We start from the raw sequence: 20,545 nt of genomic DNA, 5'->3' as shown, positions 1-20,545 counted from the left end.
CGGGCGGTCCCGCCCCCCCCCCCCCCCCGGGGGGGGGGGGGGGGGGGGGGGGGGGGGGGGGGGGGGGGGGGGGGGGGGGGGTGGGGGGGGGGGGGGGGGGGGGGGGGGGGGGGGGGGGGCGGGGCCGCCGCCCCCCCCCCCACGACGCGCACCTACTGTTTGAGCACGGCGGTGATCTCGCCGTTGTCCTGCTGGAGGTTGCCGCTGCCGTTGAGCACCTGGTTGCGTACGAGGGTCAGCCACGGGCTGTTCGGGGCGTTGAACGCCTGCTGGAAGTTCAGCGCGACGGGGGTGTCGCCCTTGCCGGCCACCTCGTTGATGGTGACCAGCCGCGGGTCCTCGGCGGCGTACTTGTTGTTGGCGAGGTCGGAGCGCGACACCACGTCCTTGTTCTTCGCCAGCACCTCGACCTGGGCCTCCTCGGACATCATCCAGCTCAGGAAGTTCCAGGCCTGGGCCGCCTTCTTGGAGTCCTTGGAGACGCCGATGCCGTCGCCGCCGACGAAGGTGGAGGCGCCGCCGCTGGGGCCGGGGATGCCGGCGACACCGACGTCGAACGGCGTCGAGGACAGCAGCGTCGCCGGGTAGAGCATCAGGCCGACGTTGCCCTCGGTGAACGCGGCGGTCCAGGTCGGACCGGTCTCGCCCGCCGAGGCGGGCAGCACGGCGCCGGACTTCCACAGATCCTGCCAGGTGCTGTAGACCTTCTGGGCGGTGTCGTCGGCGAGCTTGGCCTCGGTGCCGTCGTCGCTGAGCACCTCACCGCCGTCGGCCCAGATGGCGGGGAACCAGGTGAAGACGAGGCACCCGCCGCAGTTCAGGCCGGCCGCGGTGCCGTAGACACCCTCCCGCTTCAGGGCCTGGACCGCCTTGGCGGCGGCGGCGTACTCGGTGAGGTTGGCCGGGGCCTTCTCCGGGTCGAGGCCGGCGTCGCGGAACAGTTGCTTGTTCCAGAACAGCATCGACAGGTCCAGGACGAAGGGGAGCACGTGCTCCTTGCCGTCGAGGGTGCCGGCGGAGAGGTGTCCCTTGTTGATGGAGTCCTTGAAGCCGAGGCCGTCGACGTTGGCGCTGAGGTCCTGGAACAGGCCCTGGTTGACCCAGTTCGGCACGTAGACGATGTCGGCGGCGAAGAGGTCCGGGAGGCTGTCCGAGCCGGCCGCGGCGCCGACCTTGGCGACGTAGTCGTCGTTGGGGACGACGGTCAGCTTGACCTTGTTCTGGTGGCTGGCGTTGTAGGCGTCGACGAGGAGCTTCGCCTGCTTCTCCAGCGGGGCGCGGGTCCACAGGGTGAGTTCGCTGCCGTCGTCGATGCCGTTGGGGCCGGCCTCGGCGACGCTCGGCCCGCTCGAGTCGTCGCCGGTGCACGCCCCGACGCTGATCGCCAGCGCGGCGACGAGGGCTCCCGCCAGCGAACGCAGGGCGGTGCGTCTGCCCAAGGTTCTTCTCATGATGCCTCTCCTGGGGTTCATCGTGCGAAAGGAAGCCGCCGTGCGGTCCGGCGAGCCGGGGACGTTCCGGTTGTCGTGACCGCCGCGGGGCCGGCGGCGCGAACCGCCATGACCTCCCCGGACGGCGGGCCGTATCGACGCCGATCCCGGGCCCGGAATCGGTGAGCGATAACAGTGCGGGGCCACATCGAAAGCGTTCTCCCTACCAGTTACGCGTGTTCCGATGGGGGTTCAGCGCGGTGGTGATTGGAGTCACGGACGATGTTAGCGTTAACTTCACTACCGTCAAGATGTGGCGAAGAGATTGTTTCCAATAGGTTGCGCACGGGGACCGCCGTGGGCACCCCCACGTACGCGGCCCCGCTGAACGCCCTACGACCGGCGGTGCGACGTACTGTCGCGAACCACCAGTTCCGGGGGGATGACGGAGGCCGCTCCCGCCACTGCCCCCTCCATCTCGTCCAGCAGGATCTCGATGCTGCGCTGCCCGACCTCGCGGAACGGCTGGCTCACGGTGGTCAGCGGCGGCGTCACGAACGCCGCCTCGGGGATGTCGTCGAAGCCCACCACGCTGACGTCCTCGGGCACCCGGGCGCCGGCGTCGAGCAACGCCCGCATCACACCCAGCGCCATCGAGTCGTTGGCGGCGAACACCGCGGTGGCGCGGGGGTCGCGGACCAGCTTCTGCCCCGCCGCGTAGCCGGACCTGGCACTCCAGTCGCCGACGAGTTCGCGCGGCACCATCCGGCCGTGCTCCTCCAGCGCGGCCGCCCAGCCCTCGACCCGCCCGTTCGCCTCGCTCCAGTCCAGCGGCCCGCGCACGTGGTGCACGGTCTCGTGCCCCAGTGACAGGAGGTGCTCGGTGACCATCCGGGCGCCCAGCACCTGGTCGACCGAGACACTCGTGACGTTCGGCAGCGCGTTCTCCACGGCGACCACCGGGATGTTGGTCGGCAGTGCCCGGACGAACGCCATCGCCTCGGCGGCCTGCGGCGCGATCAGGACCAGCCCCTCCACCGACTGGTGCACGAGGCGCTGGACGGCCTGCGTGGCGGCGTCGGCGGTGGGGCGACGCAGGCTCGCCACGCTGACCGCGTAGCCCGCCTCCTCGGTGGCGTGCACGATGCCGTTGAACATCGACGCCGGCCCGTAGAGGGTGGTGTCGAAGCAGACCACGCCGAGGGTCTGCGAACGCCGGGTGACCAGGCTCCGCGCGGCGCTGTTGCGCCGGTAGCCGAGCTGCTCGATGGCCAGCAGGACCCGCTCGCGGGTCTCCGGACGGACCGACTCGGGCTCGTTGAGGACGCGGGAGACGGTCATGTGCGACACGCCCGCCAGACGAGCGACATCCCCCATGACCGGCATCCGTCGACTCTTCGCCACGCTCACGTCGGCCATGCTTCCCCCCGCCGCGGGCGGACCGGGGCCGGGTACCCGTTCCACACCGCCACCATCGCCTCGCCCACCCCGGCCGGCGGACCTGCCGCCGAGGTCAGGCGGCCCGCCAACCACACAATCATCAGACCAATGGGACCATATCCGACGGGCTCCACCGACGGCGCGGTACACGGACGCGCCGAGGTCGCCCCGCCGCCGGAGAACACTTCCCGGTACGCGCGCGGCAGGGGAACGGGTTTCGGGCTCACCTCGCGCCGGCCGTCGTCGCGGTAGCCGTGCCGGGCGACGGCCGCGCGGGGATCGCCGCCCGGGCGGAACCCGGCCGATCGACCACACCGCAGTGGTCGTCGTGCCCGCGGACCTCGCCCGGGCCATGCGGCCCGGCCGTCCGTACGGGCGCCTCCGCCACCGCACTCCTTCCACCCACGCTTGATAACGCTAACATAACATTGACATCGCAAAGGAGTCCGTTCGACCGGTGCACCATTTGCGCCGACTCCCCCGCCGGCCTGCGCGGCAGGCGTTACCCCTCGCCGAAACGTCGAAAGGCGCGGGTTCCGCTCAGGCGGGAAGCTGAAGGATCCTGCCCACACCGGTCAGCGGCGACCACCCCACCAACCGGCTCAGGGTCGACGTTCCACCGCCACCGCCACCGTCAGCTCCGGGCACGTTTCCGCTCGCGGGCACTGGAGGCCCGGATCACCAGCTCCGGCTGGAACACGACGTGCCGGTGGCTGTGCTTCGCACTGCCGCCGGACTCTTCGAGAAGCAGTTGGGCCGCGGTACGGCCGAGTTGTTCGCGAGGCTGACGTACGGAACTCAGCGGGACCGCGGCGGCGGCGGCGAACTCGATGTCGTCGTAGCCCACCAGCGCGATGTCATGGGGCACCCGCAGACCGTGCGCGGTCAGCCCCTGCAGGACGCCGAGCGCCAGCAGGTCGTTGGCGCAGAAGACCGCCGTCGGCCGTCGACCAGCGGGTAGTGCGACGAGATCGTCGGCGGCCTGGCGTCCGGCCGCGACCGAGAGGGTCGGCGTCTCGTGGACGTCGAAGCGTACGCCGTCGGCCCGTTCGGTCAGCGCGGCCGCGGCACCGGCGTGCCGGTCGGCGACCTGGCGGATCGTCATCGGGCCGCCCACGTAGAGGATGCGCTTGTGGCCCTGGTCGGCGAGGTGGTCGGCGGCCAGCCGCCCGCCGGTGACGTCGTCGACCGCCACCGAACACCGGCTCGGGTGACCGGATCCGCGGTCGACGAGCACGACGGGGATGCCGTGGGCGACGAACGCGTCGAGGCGGGGGTGGCGACCGTCGGAGACGGGGGTGATGAGCAGCCCCTGGACGCGCTGCTCCTCGAGCATGTCGAGGTGGCGGGTCTCACGGCCGGCGTCCTCGCCGCTGTTGCAGACCACCAGCATCCCGCCGGCCTCCTCCACGACCGCCTCGGCACCCCGCACGACGTCGGTGAAGAAGGGGTTGGAGACGTCCAGGACGACGATGGCGACGGTGCGGCTACGGCCGGCCCGCAACTGCCTGGCGGAGTCGTTGCGTACGTAGCCCAGCGTCGCGATGGAGTCGAGCACCCGCTGGCGGGTTGCCGGCGAGACCAGGTCGGGCCGGTTGAGCACGTTGCTCACGGTGCCGAGTGACACGCCGGCGTGCTGCGCGACCTGCTTGATGTTGGCGGATGCCATCTTCCCCTCAACTATCGACATGATCCCGGCATGTACAGCCCCGAGGCCGACATGAGCACCCGATGGATGAAACGTACCAGCAGAAGGGCAGTTAACTGTACGCGCAGTGCACGTACGGATGCCCCCGTGGCGACAATCAATAGACGCATGTGACATATCAACGTCGGACCGTCAGCGTCCGGCTGCTCAACGTAACACCAGCGCAGCGATTTTCGGAGTCCTTGACCCCGCAAGAGCGGCCCCATATCCTCTTGATGCTTCCATGAAACGTTTCACGACTTGCGAAAGGTGCGGCATGGGCAGGATCTGCTTCACCCTGCAGGTGAGAGCCGACCGGCTGGCGGAGTACCGGCACCGTCACGCCGCCGTGTGGCCGGAGATGCTGGCGGCGCTCAAGGCGGCGGGCTGGCACGACTATTCGTTGTTCCTGCGCGACGACGGGCTGCTCGTCGGCTACTTCGTGACCGAGAACCTCGACGAGGCGGTCGCGGCGATGGAGCGCACCGACGTCAACGCGCGCTGGCAGGCCGAGATGGCGCCGTTCTTCGTCGACCTGCCGGACGGACGACCGGACCGCGGGTTCCTCGTCCTCGACGAGGTGTTCCACCTCGAAGACCAACTGGAAGGCCGACCATGACCGACATCGCCCCCACCACGCGCACCCGGGTCCTGGCCGCCCTACGCGAACAACGGATCGAGACACCGTCCTGGGCCTACGGCAACTCCGGAACCCGGTTCAAGGTCTTCCGACAGGAGGGCGTGCCCCGCGACCCGTACGAGAAGATCGCCGACGCCGCGACGGTGCACCGCTTCACCGGCGTGGCACCGACCGTGGCGCTGCACATCCCCTGGGACAGGGTCGACGACTACGCGGTCCTGGCGGCGTACGCCAAGGAGCAGGGGGTCGAACTCGGCACCATCAACGCCAACGTCTTCCAGGACGACGACTACCGGCTGGGCTCGGTCACCAACCCCGACCCCGCCGTACGCCGCAAGGCGATCGGCCACCTGCTCGAGTGCGTCGACATCATGGACGCGACCGGGTCGCGCGACCTCAAGCTGTGGTTCTCCGACGGCACCAACTATCCGGGGCAGGACAGCATCCGGCAGCGGCAGGACCGGCTCACGGCGGCGCTGCGCGAGGCGTACGCGCGACTCACCGGCGACCAGCGGCTGCTGCTGGAGTACAAGCTGTTCGAGCCGGCCTTCTACATGACCGACGTGCCGGACTGGGGAACCGCCTACGCGCACTGCGTCGAACTCGGCGAGCGGGCCCAGGTGGTCATCGACACCGGCCACCACGCGCCGGGCACCAACGTCGAATTCATCGTGGCGTTCCTCCTGCGGGCCGGGCGGCTGGGCGGATTCGACTTCAATTCGCGGTTCTACGCCGACGACGACCTGATGGTCGGCGCCGCCAACCCGTTCGAACTCTTCCGCGTCATGCACGAGATCGTGGGGGCGGACGCGCTGCGGCCGACGTACGGCATCGCCTTCATGCTCGACCAGTGCCACAACATCGAGCCCAAGGTCGAGGCGGTCATCCGCTCGGTGCTCAACGTGCAGGAGGCGACGGCAAAGGCGCTCCTGGTCGACGTCGAGGCACTGGCCGCCGCGCAGCGTTGCGGTGACGTGCTCGGGGCCAACGCCGTGCTGATGGACGCCTACAACACCGACGTACGCCCGCTCCTGCGCGACCTGCGGACCGAGATGGGCCTGGACCCCGACCCGGTCGGGGCCTACCGGCGGTCGGGCTATCTCGAGAAGGTCAGGGCCGAACGGGTCGGCGGCGAGCAGGCGGGCTGGGGGGCCTGAGAATGTCTACAGTGGATGATCTGGTCACGCGGTCGAACCGGCTCGGCGCAGACCCGCGCAACACCAACTACGCCGGCGGCAACACCTCCGCGAAGGGGCAGGCCGCCGACCCGGTGACCGGCGAGCCGGTCGACCTGCTGTGGGTGAAGGGATCCGGCGGCGACCTCGGCACACTCACGCCGGCCGGCCTGGCGGTCCTGCGGCTGGACCGGCTGCGCGCGCTGGTCGGCAGCTACCCCGGCATCGAGCGCGAGGACGAGATGGTCGCCGCGTTCGACTACTGCCTGCACGGCCGGGGCGGGGCGGCGCCGTCGATCGACACGGCGATGCACGGCCTCGTCGACGCGGCGCACGTCGACCACCTGCACCCGGACTCCGGCATCGCGATCGCGACCGCCGCCGACGGCCCGGAACTGACCAAGGAGATCTTCGGCGACCGGGTCGTGTGGGTGCCGTGGCGCCGCCCCGGATTCCAACTCGGGCTCGACATCGCCGCCATCGCCCGCGACAACCCGCAGGCCATCGGCGTGATCCTCGGCGGGCACGGCATCACCGCCTGGGGGGCCACCAGCGAGGAGTGCGAGACCCGCTCACTGGAGATCATCCGTACGGCCGCCGACTTCCTGGCCACCCGCGGACGGCCCGAGCCGTTCGGTGCCCCGATCCCCGGATACGAACCGCTGCCCGAGCCGGACCGGCGGGCCCGGGCGGCCGCGCTCGCGCCCGTCATCCGCGGCCTGGCCTCCACCGACCGGCCCCAGGTCGGCCACTTCACCGACAGCGACACCGTCCTGGACTTCGTCTCCCGGGCCGGACACCCGCGCCTCGCCGCCCTCGGCACCTCGTGCCCCGACCACTTCCTGCGCACGAAGGTGCGGCCGATGGTGCTGGACCTGCCGCCGGACGCCCCGCTGGACGCCGTCGTCGCCCGCCTACGGGAACTGCACCAGGAGTACCGCCGCGACTACCGGGCCTACTACGAACGGTACGCCGACGCCGACTCGCCGCCGATGCGCGGTGCCGACCCGGCGATCGTGCTCGTGCCCGGGATCGGCATGTTCAGCTACGGCGCCAACAAGCAGACCGCCCGGGTCGCCGGCGAGTTCTACGTCAACGCGATCAACGTCATGCGCGGGGCGGAGGCGGTGTCGACGTACGCGCCGATCGATGAGGCCGAGAAGTTCCGGATCGAGTACTGGGCCCTCGAAGAGGCGAAGCTGCGCCGGATGCCCCGCCCCAAGCCGCTGGCGACCCGGGTCGCGTTCGTCACCGGCGGCGGGTCCGGGATCGGCCGGGCGACCGCCCACCGGCTCGCGGCCGAGGGCGCCTGCGTCGTCGTCGCCGACCGGGACGCCGGCGCCGCCAGGACGGTCGCGCGGGAGATCGGTGACACCGACACGGCGATCGCCGTCGCCGCCGACGTCACCGACGCCGACGCGGTGGCCGCCGCACTGCGGGACGCGGTCCTCGCGTTCGGCGGGGTGGACCTGGTCGTCAACAACGCCGGGCTGTCGATCTCCAAGCCGCTGCTGGAGACGACCGAGCAGGACTGGGACCTGCAGCACGACGTGATGGCCAAGGGCTCCTTCCTGGTCTCCCGCGAGGCCGCCCGAATCCTGGTCGAACAGGGCCTGGGCGGCGACATCGTCTACATCTCCAGCAAGAACTCGCTCTTCGCCGGGCCGAACAACGTGGCGTACGGGGCGGCCAAGGCGGACCAGGCGCACCAGGTCCGGCTGCTCGCCGCCGAACTCGGGGCGCACGGCATCCGGGTCAACGGCGTCAACCCCGACGGTGTCGTACGCGGCTCCGGCATCTTCGCCGGCGGCTGGGGCGCGCAGCGGGCGGCGGTGTACGGCGTACCCGAATCCGAGCTCGGCGCCTTCTACGCCCAGCGCACGCTGCTGAAGCGGGAGGTACTGCCCGAGCACGTGGCCAACGCCGTCTTCGTCCTGACCGCCGGGGAACTGTCGCACACCACCGGGCTGCACGTTCCGGTCGACGCCGGCGTCGCCGCCGCCTTCCTCCGTTGACCCGGCCGACCGGTGGGCGGCCGGCCGTCGTGGCGGCCGTCGACCTGGGCGCCTCCGGCGGCCGGGTCATGGCCGGCCGGGTCGGCCCGGACGACCTCGACCTCACCGCCGTCCACCGGTTCGGCAACGATCCGGTCGAGGTGCGCGGCACCCTGCACTGGAACATCCTGGGCCTGTACGAGCAGGTGCTCGCCGGCCTGCGCGCGACGCTGGCCGACCACCCGGAGCTGGCCAGTGTCGGCATCGACTCGTGGGGATGCGACTTCGGCCTGCTCGACGGGCACGGGCACCTTCTCGGCAGCCCGGTGCACTACCGGGACCGGCGCACCGACGGCGTCATGGCGCAGGTGTCGGCGCAGCTCGGTGCCGGCCACCTGTACGACGTCACCGGCCTGCAGGCGCTGCCGTTCAACACCGTCTACCAGCTGGTCGCGGCCAAGCGGGCGGGGCTGCTGGACGCGGCCGGCACGATGCTGCTCATCCCGGACCTGCTGTCGTACTGGCTCACCGGTGAACTCGGGGCCGAGGTCACCAACGCCTCCACCACCCAACTGCTCGACGTACGCCGGCGCGGCTGGGCACTCGACCTCGTCGAGCGGCTGGGGCTGCCCGGTGGGCTGCTCCCCCGCCTGCGGGAACCGGGCGAGCCCGGCGGGACGCTGCTGCCGGCGGTGACACGACAGGTCGGGACCGACCGTGCGGTCCCGGTCACGGTGGTCGGGTCGCACGACACCGCGTCCGCCGTCGCCGGCGTACCCGCCCGCGACGACCGGTTCCTCTACATCTCCTGCGGCACCTGGTCGCTGGTGGGGGTCGAGCTGGACCGGCCGGTGCTGACCGATGCGAGCCGTCAGGCCAACTTCACCAACGAGTCCGGCGCGGACGGCACGGTCCGCTACCTGCGCAACGTCATGGGGCTGTGGCTGCTGCAGGAGTCGATGCGTGGCTGGGCGGCGGCCGGAGCGCGGCCGGACCTGGCGGCGGTCCTCGCCGCCGCCGCCGAGGTGACCCCGTTCGCCGCCGTCGTCGACTGCGACGATCCGGTGTTCCTGCCGCCGGGCGACATGCCGGCCCGCATCGCCGACGTCTGCCGCCGTACCGGGCAGCCCGTTCCGGGTACGCCGGCGGAGGTCACCCGCTGCATCCTCGACAGCCTCGCGCTGGCCTACCGGCGTACCGCCCGCCAGGCGCGGGAGCTGTCCGGCCGCGATGTCGACGTCATCCACGTCGTCGGTGGCGGCGCCCGCAACGGCCTGCTCTGCCAGCTGACCGCCGACGCCTGCGGGCTGCCGGTGCTGGCCGGGCCGGTGGAGGCGACAGCACTGGGCAACGTGCTGGTCCAGGCGCGCGCGGTCGGTGCCGTCGGCGGTGGCCTGGCCGAGCTGCGTTCACTGGTGGCCCGGACCCAGCCGGTGGTGCGGTACGAGCCGCGTGGTCACGAGGCGGCCTGGGCGGCGGCCGAGCGTCGGCTGACCACCTGACGGCGGCCGCGCCCGGCGCTTCGGGAGCCGGGCGCGGCCGCGGTCAGACCGGGCGGCGCAGGACCAGTACGCCACGGGCGGGGACGGTGGAAACCTCGCCGGCCCCGACCAGCACCTCCCCCTCGATGCCGGTGACGACGTCCTCGTCGGTCCGGTTCACCAGGAACCAGAAGTCGTGGACGCCGTCGGTGCGTACCGCGAGTTCGACGCGGCCCGCCAGGTCGGCGACCTCGCCGCGCAGGCCGAGACGGACGAGCATCGGGTCGAGAAGCTGTCGCAGGCCGGCGACGCCGAGCCGGGTCGAGACGTAGGTCGCCGAGCCGGCTCCCACGGTCCGGCGGGTGATCGCGGGCCGGCCGGCCTGTTCGCCGTCGAGGTAGCGGGCCAGCACCTCGACGGCCGGGTCGACGACGTCGACGTGGTCGGTCCACAGGCTCCCGGTGCCGCCGTCGGACAGGGTCACCGTCGTGGTGTCGAGCAGTGGGCCGAACTCCTGGATCCGGATGCCGAGCAGGTCGCGCAGAGCGCCGGGAAAGGCACCGGGCCACAGGTGGTCGTTCTCGTCGACGATGCCGGAGAAGTACGTGGTGACGAGGTGGCCGCCGCCGTCGACGTACGCCCGCAGCCGGGCGGCCAGCCGCGCCGGTACGACGTACAGCACCGGTGCGATCACCAGGTCGTACCGGTCCAGGTCGTGGTCGACGGGTACCACGTCCGCCCGGGTGCCGGTGGCGAGCAGGGCGGAGTACCAGTCGAGTGCCTCCTGCCGGTAGTCGAGCCGGCCGGTGGGGTGCGAGTCCAGTTCGCTGCCCCACCACGAGTCCCAGTCGTGAAGGATGGCGACGCGGGCCGGCCGCCGGTCGGATCCGACGACGGGGGCGAGTTCGGCCAGCGTACGGCCGAGTGCGGTGACGGCCCGGAACACGTCGCTGTCGCGGCCCGCCTGGGGCAGCATCGCGGAGTGGTACTTCTCCGCGCCGGCCGCGGACTGCCGCCACTGGAAGAAGCAGACCGCGTCGGCGCCGTGCGCGACGTGGGTGAGGGAGTCGCGGGCGAGTTCGCCGGGCCGCTTGGCCAGGTTCACCGGCTGCCAGTTGACGGCGCTGGTGGAGTGTTCCATCAGGAACCAGGGGCGGCCGCGAGCCAGGTTGCCGGTCAGGTTGGCCGAGAACGACAGCTCGTCGAGAGTCTGCGGGCCGGGACGCCGGTAGTGGTCGTTGGCGACGAAGTCGACCTCGTCGGCCCACCCGGCGTAGTCGAGGGCGCTCACCTGGCCGGTGACCATGAAGTTGGTCGTCACCGGCACCCCGGGGGTCAGCGTACGCAGCAGGTCACGCTCGGCGCGCAGGTGATCGAGCAGGGCGTCGGAGGAGAACCGCTTGAAGTCCAGCTGCTGGGTCGGGTTGGGGTGGGCGGCGGCCAGCCGGGGCGGCAGGATGTGCTCCCAGTCGCCGTACCGCTGCGACCAGAACGCCGTACCCCAGGCGTGGTTGAGCCTGTCGAGGGTGCCGTACCGGTCGCGCAGCCAGGCGCGGAACGCGCGGGCCGCGTCGTCGGAGTAGTCGTAGGCGTTGTGACAGCCGAGTTCGTTCGACACGTGCCAGGCGACGAGCGCCGGATGGTCGGCGTACCGGCGGGCCATGGCGTCGACCAGTCGCAGCGCGTGCTCCCGGAAGACCGGCGAGGTGGGTCGCCAGTGCTGCCGGGCGCCGGGCCACACCGTCTCGCCGAGTTGGTTGACCGGCAGGATCTCCGGGTGCCCGGCGGTCAGCCACGGTGGTGGCGAAGCGGTGGCGGTGGCGAGGTCGACGGCGATGCCGTTGTCGTGCAGCAGGTCCATCACGTCGTCGAGCCAGGTGAAGTCCCACTCGTGCGGTGCGGGCTGGATCCGCGACCACGAGAAGATCGCCAGCGAGACGATGTTCACCCCGGCCTCGCGCATGGCGACGACGTCGTCGTCCCACACCTCGCGCGGCCACTGGTCCGGGTTGTAGTCGGCGCCGTAGCCCATCCGTGGCCGGCCGGGTTCGGTCGGCCATTCGATCCATCGAGTCATGCTCGCCCCTTCGTTGAACCGGCCGCCGGCCCGGACCCGGGCGCCGGGAAGGCGCGCCCGGGTCCGGGCCGGCTGTCTGTCGATCGCGGGTGTGCGTCACCCGCCGGTGCTACTGCCGCGGCCAGACCCAGTGCGACACGGGGTCGCCGTCGAGGTCGGTCCGCTGCTTCTTCACCACGAGGTTCTTCACGGCCTCGCGCATCTCGTAGAGCTCGGTGCGGATGACGCTGCCGCCGTTCATGTTGTTGTGCAGCGACATCATGATCCGGCCCTGCGGGAACTGCTTGTCGGCGAAGGTGCGGAAGAGCATCGAGTGACCCTTGTTCTCGGGGATCACCACGTCCTCCTGGGTCCACGGCCCCTTGAGGTCGCCGGACTTGGAGCGGGCGAGCGTCACCACGTACTCGTTGTTGTGCTTGCGGTAGCTCGTCCAGAACATGAGCAGTTCGTTGTTGTAGGTGCGGTAGAACGAGGGACCGTCGGTGACGTACGGCGGAAGCTGAACGTCGTCGACCCGGCCCTCCTGGTAGTACCACGGGGCGTCCGAACCCTTGAACAGGTAGATCGGGTCGCCCTGCCCGCGGCCGGTCAGGTTGCCCGCGGCGTCACGCTCCAGCCGGATGGCCTCGATCGTGCCGTCGATCTTCTGGACCCACTCGTGGGCGTAGACCATCCACGGCTGGCCCTCCGGGTCGACGTAGAGCGTCCCGTCGAGCGTCATGTGGTTCGACGGGGCGACCGGCGAGTCGAGGTTGAGCAGTTCGAACGGCCCCATCGGCGAGTCGGCGGCGGCGATGACGGTGCCGCGCCAGTGCTGGTTCTGCCAGATCTGGCCGCAGTCGCCGCAGTGCTGTCCGTTGGTCGACGCGGTGGCCAGCACCCGGTCCCGGTTGTGCAGGGTGGCGAACCAGTAGTACTTGCCGTTGTAGTGCCAGGCCTCCGGTGCCCACGTGCCGTGTGCCGCGTTCGCCCACGAGCCCTGCGGGTTGGTGAACACCGTCACCGGTGCGCACCAGTGCTTGAGGTCGATGCTACGGCGGACGGTGTTGCCCTGGTAGAGGTAGTAGATGCCGGTCACCGGGTCCGGCATGATGAAGGGGTCGTGGACCCGGATGTCCCGCAGCTGCTGAGTGGCCGCACAGGGCAGGCTCGTGGCGGCCGTGGCCCCCATCGTGCCCGCCACGTGGTCCAACGTACGGGTGGCGTTGGCGGTGGCAGAGCCGGACAACCCGCCGGCGACGACGGTGACGGTCAGGGCGACCGCCAGGTGCCGGCGGAACCTGCCGTGCAGGGCGCGTTTGAAGAACATCGATTCAGGTCTCCTTCGTGAACTGTGCTGACGGACCGGGGGCGGGGGTGCGGTCGGCGTCGGGTCAGTTGCCCGCGACGGGGATCGACTGCGACTTCAGTGCGTCGATGGTGGAGTTCTGGGCGGATTCGAGGGCGGTGGTCAGGTTGCCGTTGCCTTCGATGGCGCGGGCGAATCCGTCCCGGACGTCGCTGTAGGTCTGCGTCATGGTCGGGCCCCACGGGAAGTCGGGTTCCACGTTTCCGGCCGCCTCGGCGAAGATGCCGGAGATGTCCTGGCCGGCGAAGTACGGCAACGGCTTCGCCAGTGCCGGCATCCGCTGGCCCTCGACCGTGGCCGGGTAGAGGCCACCGTTCTCGTTGAGTGCCTGCAGGGCCTCGGGGTCGCTGTTGAGCCAGGTCGCGAACTTGGCCGCCTCGTAGGGGTGTTCGGTGGAGCGCAGCACGGCGGTGGTGGATCCGCCCCAGTTGCCGGCAGCCCGCTGTCCGGCCGTCCACTGGGGCATGTAGGCGACCGCCCACTTGCCGCTGGCGTCGGGGGCGTTCTGGGACAGCAGGGCGTTGGCCCAGTACGGGCTGACCCAGGTCCAGATCTCACCGGTGTTCATCGCGTTCCACCACTCGTCGGACCAGCCCGCCATCGGCCGGGCCAGGTCCTCGTCCAGCATCCGCTGCCAGTAGTTGGCGACCTGCTGCGATTCCGATCCGGTCAGGCTCACGGTCCACTGGTCGCCGTCGACGGAGAACCAGCTGCCGCCGGCCTGCCAGATCTGGCCCAGGAACCAGTTGACGTCGCCGGAGGCGAAGTGGTGGATGTGGCCGCCCTTGGTACGGATCACCTTCGCCGCCTCGTAGTACTCCTCCCAGGTCGTCGGCGGCTGGAGCCCCGCCTCCTGAAACAGGTCGGCGCGGTAGTACATACCGATCGGGCCGATGTCCTGCGGCACGGCGTAGACCGCGTCGGCCTCGCCGAAGGAGACCTGCTGCCAGGTCCAGGGGACGAACTTGTCCTTGACCTCGGGCACGCCCTCGCAGTCGGCCAGGTTGACCAGGCCGTCCTGCAGCCGGAAGCTCGCCAGCGAGTCGTACTCGACCTGCGCGAGGTCCGGCGCGTTGCCGGCCTTGATCCCGTTGAAGAAGTTCTGGTACGCGCCGTCGGGGCCGGCGGGGCCGGTGACGAACTTGACCTGGATGTCGGGGTTCTTGGCGTTCCAGATGTCGATGACCTTGTCGATCCCCGGCACCCAGGAGTAGTACTCCAGGGTGACCGGGCCGTCGGCGGGCTCGCACGCCTGTGCCGCGTTGTCCGGCTCGTCACCGCCTCCGCAGCCGGCGACGGTGGCGGCGAGCACCGCCGCCAGCGCGCCCGCGGCGCCGCGCCTCATCCAGCGATCCACGATAGAACCCTCTTTCTTTCATTCGGGGTGAGTGCCTGTCCGGGCCGGTCAGGGCGTTACTTCAGTCCGCCCGTGGTCAGCCCGGACCGCCAGAACCGTTGCAGGGAAAGGAATGCGATGATCAGCGGGACGACCGAGACGGCGGCGCCGACGATCACCAGCGTGCGCAGTTCCGGTGCCTGTTGGGTCGCCTGGCTGTTCCAGGCGAACAGGCCGAGCGTGACCGGGAAGAGTGACTCGTCACGCAGCATGATCAGGGGCAGGAAGAAGTTGTTCCAGATCTGCACGAACTGGAAGAGGAACACGGTGACCAGGCCGGGCGCCATGAGCGGCGCCGCCACCCGGAAGAAGACGCGCAGCTCGCCGTGCCCGTCGACGCGGGCGGCTTCGAGCAGCTCGTCCGGAACGCTGCTGGCGGCGTACACCCGGCTCAGGTAGACGCCGAACGGGCTGACCAGGCTGGGCAGCAGCACCGCCCAGAGGGTGTCGGCCATACCGGCCTGGCTCAACAGGAGGAACAGCGGGAGTGCGAGCGTGGTGGCCGGCAGCAGTACGCCGCCCAGCACCACGTTGAAGACGACCTCCCGGCCGGGGAACTCGAACTTCGCCAGGGCGTAGCCGGCCATCGCGGCGATGACGGTCGCGCCGAGCGCGCCGACGCCGGCATACAGGACGCTGTTGAGGATCCAGCGCAGGAAGAGGCCGTCCTGGAAGGCGAACAGGTCGCCCAGGTTGTCGGCGAGGTTGAAGTCGGCGAACCACAGCGGGTTGGTCGAGGTCAGGTCGGCCCGGCTCTTGCTGGCGGCGATCAGCAGCCACCACAGCGGCGCGAGCATGTAGCCGGCGAAGACCACCATGACCAGCAGCGGCAGCAGCTTCCGGACGTATGGGCTGGTGGACACGTGTCGCTCCGAGGTCTTTGCGGTCCCGGTCACAGCGACGATCCCCTCTGGGCGATCCGGAGGAAGGTGAACGACAACGCGAACGTGGCCAGCGCCAGGACGACCGAGAAGGCGGCGGCGAGGTTGAAGTTGGGTATGACGGAGGTGCTGAAGACGACGAGATTGGGCGTGTAGCTGCCGGTGACCGCGGTGGTCAGCGACCGGAAGACCTGCGGCTCGGTGAAGAGTTGTAGCGTTCCAATGATGGAGAAGACGCCGGTCAGGACCAGGGCCGGGCGCACCATGGGCACCTTGATGGACAGTGCGATACGGATGTTGCCGGCTCCGTCGAGCCTGGCGGCCTCGTACAACTCCTGGGGGACGGCCTTGAGAGCCGCATATATGATCAACATGTTGTAGCCGGTGAACATCCAGGTGGTGACGTTGGCCAGGGACCACAGGACCAGCGAGCCGGACATGAACGGGACCCGCTCGGTGACCCAACTGAACGGCGACAGCGACGGCGAGTAGAGGAATCCCCAGATGATGGCCGCGATGACGCCGGGCACCGCGTACGGCGCGAAGTAGGCGAGGCGGAAGAAACGCTTCAACGGCAGCAGGCCGGAATCGAGCAGCAGGGCGAAGAGCAGGGCCAGTCCCAGCATGACCGGCACCTGGACGACCCCGAAGAGCAGCACCCGCCCGACGCTCTCCCGGAAGGCCTCGTTCTCGAAGACCCTGACGTACTGCTCGAAGCCGCCGAAGACGGTTTCCGGACGGCCGAACGTCCCCTCGCGCCGCACCTTGAAGAAGGACTGGTGGATGGCGTAACCGATCGGCACCAGGTAGAAGAGCAGGAAGAGTACGACGAACGGCAGTAGGAGGACGGCCACCGCGCCGGGTGCCCGGCGGCCGCCGCGGCGCGGCGCCCGCCGGGTTTTCCGGTCAGCCCCGCCGTCCGCGGACCGCCCCGGTCGGGGCGCGGTGGAGGGTCTCACCACCTCGGCCATCTCCACAGTGCCCACCTGTTCTTCAGCGTCACTCGTGATCTCGACAACTCTATGAATCGTTTCACTTAGCCTGGAAGTATCAACCGTGTTACGACGACTGTCAAGGCATCGAGTCGCTTCGCCGGAGACGTCGGCGTCGCTCGATTCGCCCGCACTCCTGACGGGAGTACAGGGGCCGGTGACGCCGGACCCGGCGGTCAGCGGGACGCGGTCGCGGTGCCGTGGAAGGCGCGGATGTGCCGCTCGACCCGCCGGGCCGCCTCGTCGGCGTCGCGGTCGGCGATCGCGGCCAGGATGTCCCGGTGCTCGACCCGCAACCGCCGGCTGACGCCCGGCCAGTCGTCGAGTCCGGCGACCAGGTCGAGGACGTACCCCTCGATCGCGTACCGCAGGGACGACATCATCAGGGCCACCGCCCGGTTGCCGGCCGCCTCGGCGAGCGCGATGTGGAACCGTACGTCGGCGGCATGGAACCGCTCTGGCGTGAGCCCGGGCTCGTCCATCTCCCGCAGCAGCACCTCGGCGGCCGTGAGCGCCGGTTCGGGGGTACGCGCCAGCCGGGACACCGCGTCCCGCTCGAGCAGCACCCTGGTGTCGACGACGTCCGGCACCGACAGGTCACTGGTGGCGATCGCGAGCCGCAGCACCGCCCCGAGCGCGGTGTCGGCCCGACCGGCGATCACCGCGGCGCTGCCGCGTCCGGCCGTGTCGGCGGGCCGGGCGACGCCGAGCGCCTCCAGGGTCCGCATCGCCTCCCGGACGGTGGGACGGCTGACACCGAGCCGTTCGGCGAGGCTCCGCTCGCTGGGCAGGCGGTCGCCGGGGCGCAGCAGTCCGGCGCTGAGCAGCTGCTCGACCTGGCCGAGGATCGCCTCGTGGGGGCGGGCGCCGACCACCGGCGAGAAGAGCTGTTCCACCGTCACGGCGCGAGTCTAGACATCCGGGCTTGCACCACGGGAGAAATGGCCTGACCATTTAGCCGTGCGTATCGCCCTGTTCGTGACCTGCCTGGCCGACACCATCGCCCCGCGGGTCGGTATCGCCACCGTCACGCTGCTGCGTCGCCTCGGCCACCGGGTGACCTTCGACCCGGCCCAGACCTGCTGCGGACAGATGCACGTCAACTCCGGCTACCCGCGCCAGGCACTCCCCCTGGTCCGCCGCTACGTCGAGGCGTACGAGGACGCCGAGGCGGTGGTCGTGCCGTCCGGCTCCTGCACCGGCTCGATCCGGCACCAGCACGCCGTGGTCGCCGAGGCGGCCGGCGACCACGAACTGGCGGCGCGGGCCCGCGCCGTCGCCGCCCGCACCTACGAGCTGAGCGAACTGCTGGTCGACGTGCTGGGTGTCACCGACGTCGGCGCGACCTACCCGCACCGGGTCACCTACCACCCGACCTGCCACTCGCTGCGGATGACCCGGGTCGGCGACCGCCCGCTGCGCCTGCTGCGCCGGGTACGCGACATCGACCTGGTCGAACTGCCGGCGGCCGACGAGTGCTGCGGCTTCGGCGGCACGTTCGCGCTGAAGAACGCCGACACCTCGGCGGCGATGCTGGCGGACAAGCTGCGGCACGTCGGGTCGACCGGGGCCCGGGTGGTGACCGCCGGCGACGCGTCGTGCCTGCTGCACATCGGAGGGGGCCTGGCCCGGCTGACCACCTCGACACCACACGGCGGGGTGCGGACCGCGCATCTGGCGGAGATCCTGGCGACGGAGGCGACACCGTGACGACGTTCCTCGGCATGCCCGGCCCACCGACCGCGGACCCCGGGTCGCGGTTGCGCGGTGACGAGCCGTTCCCGGCCGCCGCGGCGCGTACGCTGCGCGACACCCAACTGCGCCACAACCTCGGCAACGCCACCGCCACCATCCGGGAGAAGCGGCGCAGGATGGTCGCCGAGGTACCCGACTGGGAAGAGCTGCGCCTGGCCGGCAGCGCCATCAAGGCCGACGTGCTGGCCCGGCTGCCGGAGCTGCTGACCACGTTCGAGGCCGCGGCCACCGCCCGCGGGGCGACCGTGCACTGGGCCGCCGACGCCGCCGACGCCCGCCGGATTGTCACCGACCTCGTCCGGGCCACCGGCGCCGACGAGGTCGTCAAGGTCAAGTCGATGGTGACCCAGGAGATCCGCCTCAACGAGGCGCTCGCGGATGCCGGCGTACGGGCGGTGGAGACCGACCTCGCCGAACTGATCGTCCAACTCGGCCGGGACGAGGGCAGCCACATCCTGGTCCCCGCCATCCACCGCAACCGGCGGGAGATCCGCGACATCTTCCGCCGGGAGATGCCCGGCGTCGACCCGGAGCTGAGCGACGACCCGGCCGCGCTGGCCGAGGCGGCCCGCCGACACCTGCGCGCCACGTTCCTGCGGTCCCGGGTCGCCGTCTCCGGGGCGAACTTCGCCGTCGCCGAGACCGGCACCCTGTCGGTGGTCGAGTCGGAGGGCAACGGCCGGATGTGCCTCACCCTCCCGGAAACCCTCATCTCCGTCGTCGGGATCGAGAAGCTCGTGCCGACCTGGCAGGACCTGGAGGTGTTCCTGCAGCTCCTCCCCCGCTCCAGCACCGGCGAACGGATGAACCCGTACACCTCGATGTGGACCGGGGTGACGCCCGGCGACGGGCCGCAGCACGTCCACGTCGTCCTGCTCGACAACGGCCGCAGCGCCGTCCTCGCCGACCCGCACGGCCGCGCCGCCCTGCACTGCATCCGCTGTTCGGCGTGCCTGAACGTCTGCCCCGTCTACGAGCGCGCCGGCGGGCACGCGTACGGGTCGGTCTACCCCGGCCCGATCGGGGCGGTGCTCTCCCCGCAACTGACCGGCATCACCGGCGACGACGACCCGAACGCCGCGCTGCCGTTCGCGTCGTCACTCTGCGGCGCCTGCTTCGACGCCTGCCCGGTCCGGATCGACATCCCGGCCATGCTGGTGCACCTGCGCGCCCGGGCGACCGACGCCCGGTCCGGGCCGCTGCCATCGGCCGAGGCGGCCGGCCTCGGCGCGGTGGCGTGGGCGCTCCGTGACCCCCGCCGGCTACGGATCGCCCAACGGCTCAGCCGCTGGGGCCGGCTCCTCGCCCGCTGGCAGAGCCGCCGCGACCCCGCCCCGCCCCGGATCCGCCGGCTGCCCGGCCCGGGCGCGGCCTGGACCCGCAGCCGGGACCTGCCCGCACCACCGGCCCAGACGTTCCGCGAATGGTGGGCCCGGTCCGGCCGGGCCGAAGACGGAGGGAACACCCCATGAACGCCCGCGAACGGATCCTCGCCCGCCTCCGGCAGGCGGTGCCGGACGGTGCCGGCGGGGTCACCGTGCCGCGCGACTACCGCCGGGCCGGCGCCCTTCCCCCGGGCCACCCCGACCTGCTCGACCGGTTCGCCGACCGGCTGCACGACTACCGGGCCGGCGTACGCCGGTGCGGCGCCGACGAGGTGGCGGACGCCGTCGCGGCGGCACTCCACGACGTACGGCGGCTCGTCGTCCCCGCCGGTACCCCGCCGCAGTGGCTGACCGGCTGGCGGGCGACGGCGGACGCGACCGTGCTCACCGACGAGCCGCCGCTGACCGTCGGCGACCTCGACGTCGCCGACGCCGTCGTCACCGGCTGCGCCGTCGCGGTCGCCGACACCGGAACCATCGTCCTGGACTGCGGGCCGGGCCAGGGCCGGCGGATCCTGTCCCTCGTCCCCGACCACCACGTCTGCGTGGTCCGGGCCGAACAGGTCGTCGGCCTCGTCCCCGAGGCACTGGCCCGGCTGGACGCGACCCGGCCGCTCACCTTCGTCAGTGGCCCGAGCGCCACCAGCGACATCGAACTGCACCGCATCGAGGGGGTGCACGGCCCACGCCGGCTCGACGTCGTCATCGTCGGTTGACCGCCGACGGCCGGAATGCTCCACGGTGGACGATGCGGCCGCTGGAACCGGCCGGTCGGCCCATCCACGCAACCGGAACCGCTGACGGATTCGCGACCGTCCGATCGGGCTGGCCGCGTGACCGCCGGCGGTACGGTGGAGACCTTCA

Annotated in this window: 16 protein-coding genes; 7 read left to right on the top strand and 9 right to left on the bottom strand. The window is 71.3% G+C overall.

Annotated elements, in window-relative coordinates; all coding sequences use genetic code 11:
* Positions 1-152: 152 nt before the first annotated feature.
* From AB0I42_RS20450 to AB0I42_RS20440, 3 genes are all read right to left on the bottom strand, one after another.
* Positions 153-1,451: a sugar ABC transporter substrate-binding protein gene (locus AB0I42_RS20450; protein WP_357539119.1), complete on the bottom strand. Its 1,299-nt coding sequence runs from the start codon at positions 1,449-1,451 to the stop codon at positions 153-155.
* A 372-nt stretch (positions 1,452-1,823) separates the two neighbouring features.
* Positions 1,824-2,807 (bottom strand): LacI family DNA-binding transcriptional regulator, encoded by a 984-nt coding sequence (locus tag AB0I42_RS20445; RefSeq protein ID WP_357539118.1) that lies wholly within the window; start codon positions 2,805-2,807, stop codon positions 1,824-1,826.
* A 697-nt stretch (positions 2,808-3,504) separates the two neighbouring features.
* Positions 3,505-4,539, bottom strand: a complete 1,035-nt coding sequence (locus AB0I42_RS20440; protein ID WP_357539117.1) for a LacI family DNA-binding transcriptional regulator — start codon at positions 4,537-4,539, stop codon at positions 3,505-3,507.
* Between the two features lie 295 nt (positions 4,540-4,834).
* Between AB0I42_RS20440 and AB0I42_RS20435 the strand changes: the two genes are divergently transcribed.
* Genes AB0I42_RS20435 through AB0I42_RS20420 form a run of 4 tightly spaced genes read left to right on the top strand, consistent with a single transcriptional unit; the run spans position 4,835 to position 9,868 of the window.
* Positions 4,835-5,176 (top strand): L-rhamnose mutarotase, encoded by a 342-nt coding sequence (locus tag AB0I42_RS20435; protein ID WP_357539116.1) that lies wholly within the window; start codon positions 4,835-4,837, stop codon positions 5,174-5,176.
* Positions 5,173-6,354 (top strand): L-rhamnose isomerase, encoded by a 1,182-nt coding sequence (rhaI, locus tag AB0I42_RS20430; protein ID WP_357539115.1) that lies wholly within the window; start codon positions 5,173-5,175, stop codon positions 6,352-6,354. Before AB0I42_RS20435 ends, rhaI begins: the two co-directional genes overlap by 4 nt.
* Before the next feature lie 11 nt (positions 6,355-6,365).
* Complete coding sequence (locus AB0I42_RS20425) at positions 6,366-8,387, top strand: bifunctional aldolase/short-chain dehydrogenase (RefSeq protein WP_357539114.1); 2,022 nt, start codon at positions 6,366-6,368, stop codon at positions 8,385-8,387.
* Positions 8,384-9,868 carry a rhamnulokinase family protein gene (locus AB0I42_RS20420; protein ID WP_357539113.1) on the top strand — a complete coding sequence of 495 codons (1,485 nt, stop codon included), beginning with the start codon at positions 8,384-8,386 and terminating at the stop codon, positions 9,866-9,868. The genes AB0I42_RS20425 and AB0I42_RS20420 overlap by 4 nt, the downstream gene beginning before the upstream one ends.
* A gap of 43 nt (positions 9,869-9,911) precedes the next feature.
* Here AB0I42_RS20420 and AB0I42_RS20415 read toward each other — a convergent pair whose 3' ends face one another.
* The 6 genes from AB0I42_RS20415 to AB0I42_RS20390 form a co-directional block, all read right to left on the bottom strand.
* A complete protein-coding gene (locus AB0I42_RS20415; RefSeq protein WP_357539112.1) occupies positions 9,912-11,924 on the bottom strand; it encodes a beta-galactosidase in 2,013 nt (670 codons plus the stop codon).
* A gap of 109 nt (positions 11,925-12,033) precedes the next feature.
* Positions 12,034-13,233 carry a glycoside hydrolase family 43 protein gene (locus tag AB0I42_RS20410; RefSeq protein WP_357539111.1) on the bottom strand — a complete coding sequence of 400 codons (1,200 nt, stop codon included), beginning with the start codon at positions 13,231-13,233 and terminating at the stop codon, positions 12,034-12,036.
* 64 nt (positions 13,234-13,297) lie between these two features.
* Positions 13,298-14,617 carry an extracellular solute-binding protein gene (locus tag AB0I42_RS20405; RefSeq protein WP_357539110.1) on the bottom strand — a complete coding sequence of 440 codons (1,320 nt, stop codon included), beginning with the start codon at positions 14,615-14,617 and terminating at the stop codon, positions 13,298-13,300.
* Between the two features lie 68 nt (positions 14,618-14,685).
* Positions 14,686-15,531, bottom strand: coding sequence for a carbohydrate ABC transporter permease (locus AB0I42_RS20400; protein WP_357539109.1), 846 nt, complete (start codon positions 15,529-15,531; stop codon positions 14,686-14,688).
* A gap of 29 nt (positions 15,532-15,560) precedes the next feature.
* Positions 15,561-16,403 (bottom strand): sugar ABC transporter permease, encoded by an 843-nt coding sequence (locus tag AB0I42_RS20395; RefSeq protein ID WP_357539108.1) that lies wholly within the window; start codon positions 16,401-16,403, stop codon positions 15,561-15,563.
* A gap of 314 nt (positions 16,404-16,717) precedes the next feature.
* On the bottom strand, positions 16,718-17,443 hold the full coding sequence (locus AB0I42_RS20390; RefSeq protein WP_357539107.1) for an FCD domain-containing protein: 726 nt from the start codon (positions 17,441-17,443) through the stop codon (positions 16,718-16,720).
* Positions 17,444-17,501: 58 nt separating this feature from the next.
* Here AB0I42_RS20390 and AB0I42_RS20385 point away from each other — a divergent pair, with 58 nt between their 5' ends.
* From AB0I42_RS20385 to AB0I42_RS20375, 3 genes are read left to right on the top strand one after another with little or no spacing between them, the layout of a single operon-like run.
* Complete coding sequence (locus tag AB0I42_RS20385; RefSeq protein ID WP_357539106.1) at positions 17,502-18,251, top strand: (Fe-S)-binding protein; 750 nt, start codon at positions 17,502-17,504, stop codon at positions 18,249-18,251.
* Positions 18,252-18,265: 14 nt separating this feature from the next.
* Positions 18,266-19,768, top strand: coding sequence for a lactate utilization protein B (locus AB0I42_RS20380; protein ID WP_357539175.1), 1,503 nt, complete (start codon positions 18,266-18,268; stop codon positions 19,766-19,768).
* Entirely contained in the window at positions 19,765-20,397 is a 633-nt protein-coding gene (locus tag AB0I42_RS20375) for an LUD domain-containing protein (RefSeq protein WP_357539105.1), read from the top strand. Before AB0I42_RS20380 ends, AB0I42_RS20375 begins: the two co-directional genes overlap by 4 nt.
* Positions 20,398-20,545 lie beyond the last annotated feature (148 nt).

Source organism: Polymorphospora sp. NPDC050346 (genome assembly GCF_040655695.1).
In the GTDB taxonomy this organism is placed as follows: Bacteria; Actinomycetota; Actinomycetes; order Mycobacteriales; family Micromonosporaceae; genus Polymorphospora; species Polymorphospora lycopeni.
Note: the sequence above shows the minus strand (reverse complement) of the source record. Positions and strands in the feature narration are given on the sequence as shown.

What these genes read in the sequence shown, in the direction of transcription:
- AB0I42_RS20450 (WP_357539119.1), bottom strand. Translation starts at nt 1,451, where the DNA reads ATGAGAAGAACCTTGGGCAGACGCACCGCCCTGCGTTCGCTGGCGGGA.
- AB0I42_RS20445 (WP_357539118.1), bottom strand. Translation starts at nt 2,807, where the DNA reads ATGGGGGATGTCGCTCGTCTGGCGGGCGTGTCGCACATGACCGTCTCC.
- AB0I42_RS20440 (WP_357539117.1), bottom strand. Translation starts at nt 4,539, where the DNA reads ATGGCATCCGCCAACATCAAGCAGGTCGCGCAGCACGCCGGCGTGTCA.
- AB0I42_RS20435 (WP_357539116.1), top strand. Translation starts at nt 4,835, where the DNA reads ATGGGCAGGATCTGCTTCACCCTGCAGGTGAGAGCCGACCGGCTGGCG.
- rhaI (WP_357539115.1), top strand. Translation starts at nt 5,173, where the DNA reads ATGACCGACATCGCCCCCACCACGCGCACCCGGGTCCTGGCCGCCCTA.
- AB0I42_RS20415 (WP_357539112.1), bottom strand. Translation starts at nt 11,924, where the DNA reads ATGACTCGATGGATCGAATGGCCGACCGAACCCGGCCGGCCACGGATG.
- AB0I42_RS20410 (WP_357539111.1), bottom strand. Translation starts at nt 13,233, where the DNA reads ATGTTCTTCAAACGCGCCCTGCACGGCAGGTTCCGCCGGCACCTGGCG.
- AB0I42_RS20405 (WP_357539110.1), bottom strand. Translation starts at nt 14,617, where the DNA reads ATGAGGCGCGGCGCCGCGGGCGCGCTGGCGGCGGTGCTCGCCGCCACC.
- AB0I42_RS20380 (WP_357539175.1), top strand. Translation starts at nt 18,266, where the DNA reads ATGCCCGGCCCACCGACCGCGGACCCCGGGTCGCGGTTGCGCGGTGAC.
- AB0I42_RS20375 (WP_357539105.1), top strand. Translation starts at nt 19,765, where the DNA reads ATGAACGCCCGCGAACGGATCCTCGCCCGCCTCCGGCAGGCGGTGCCG.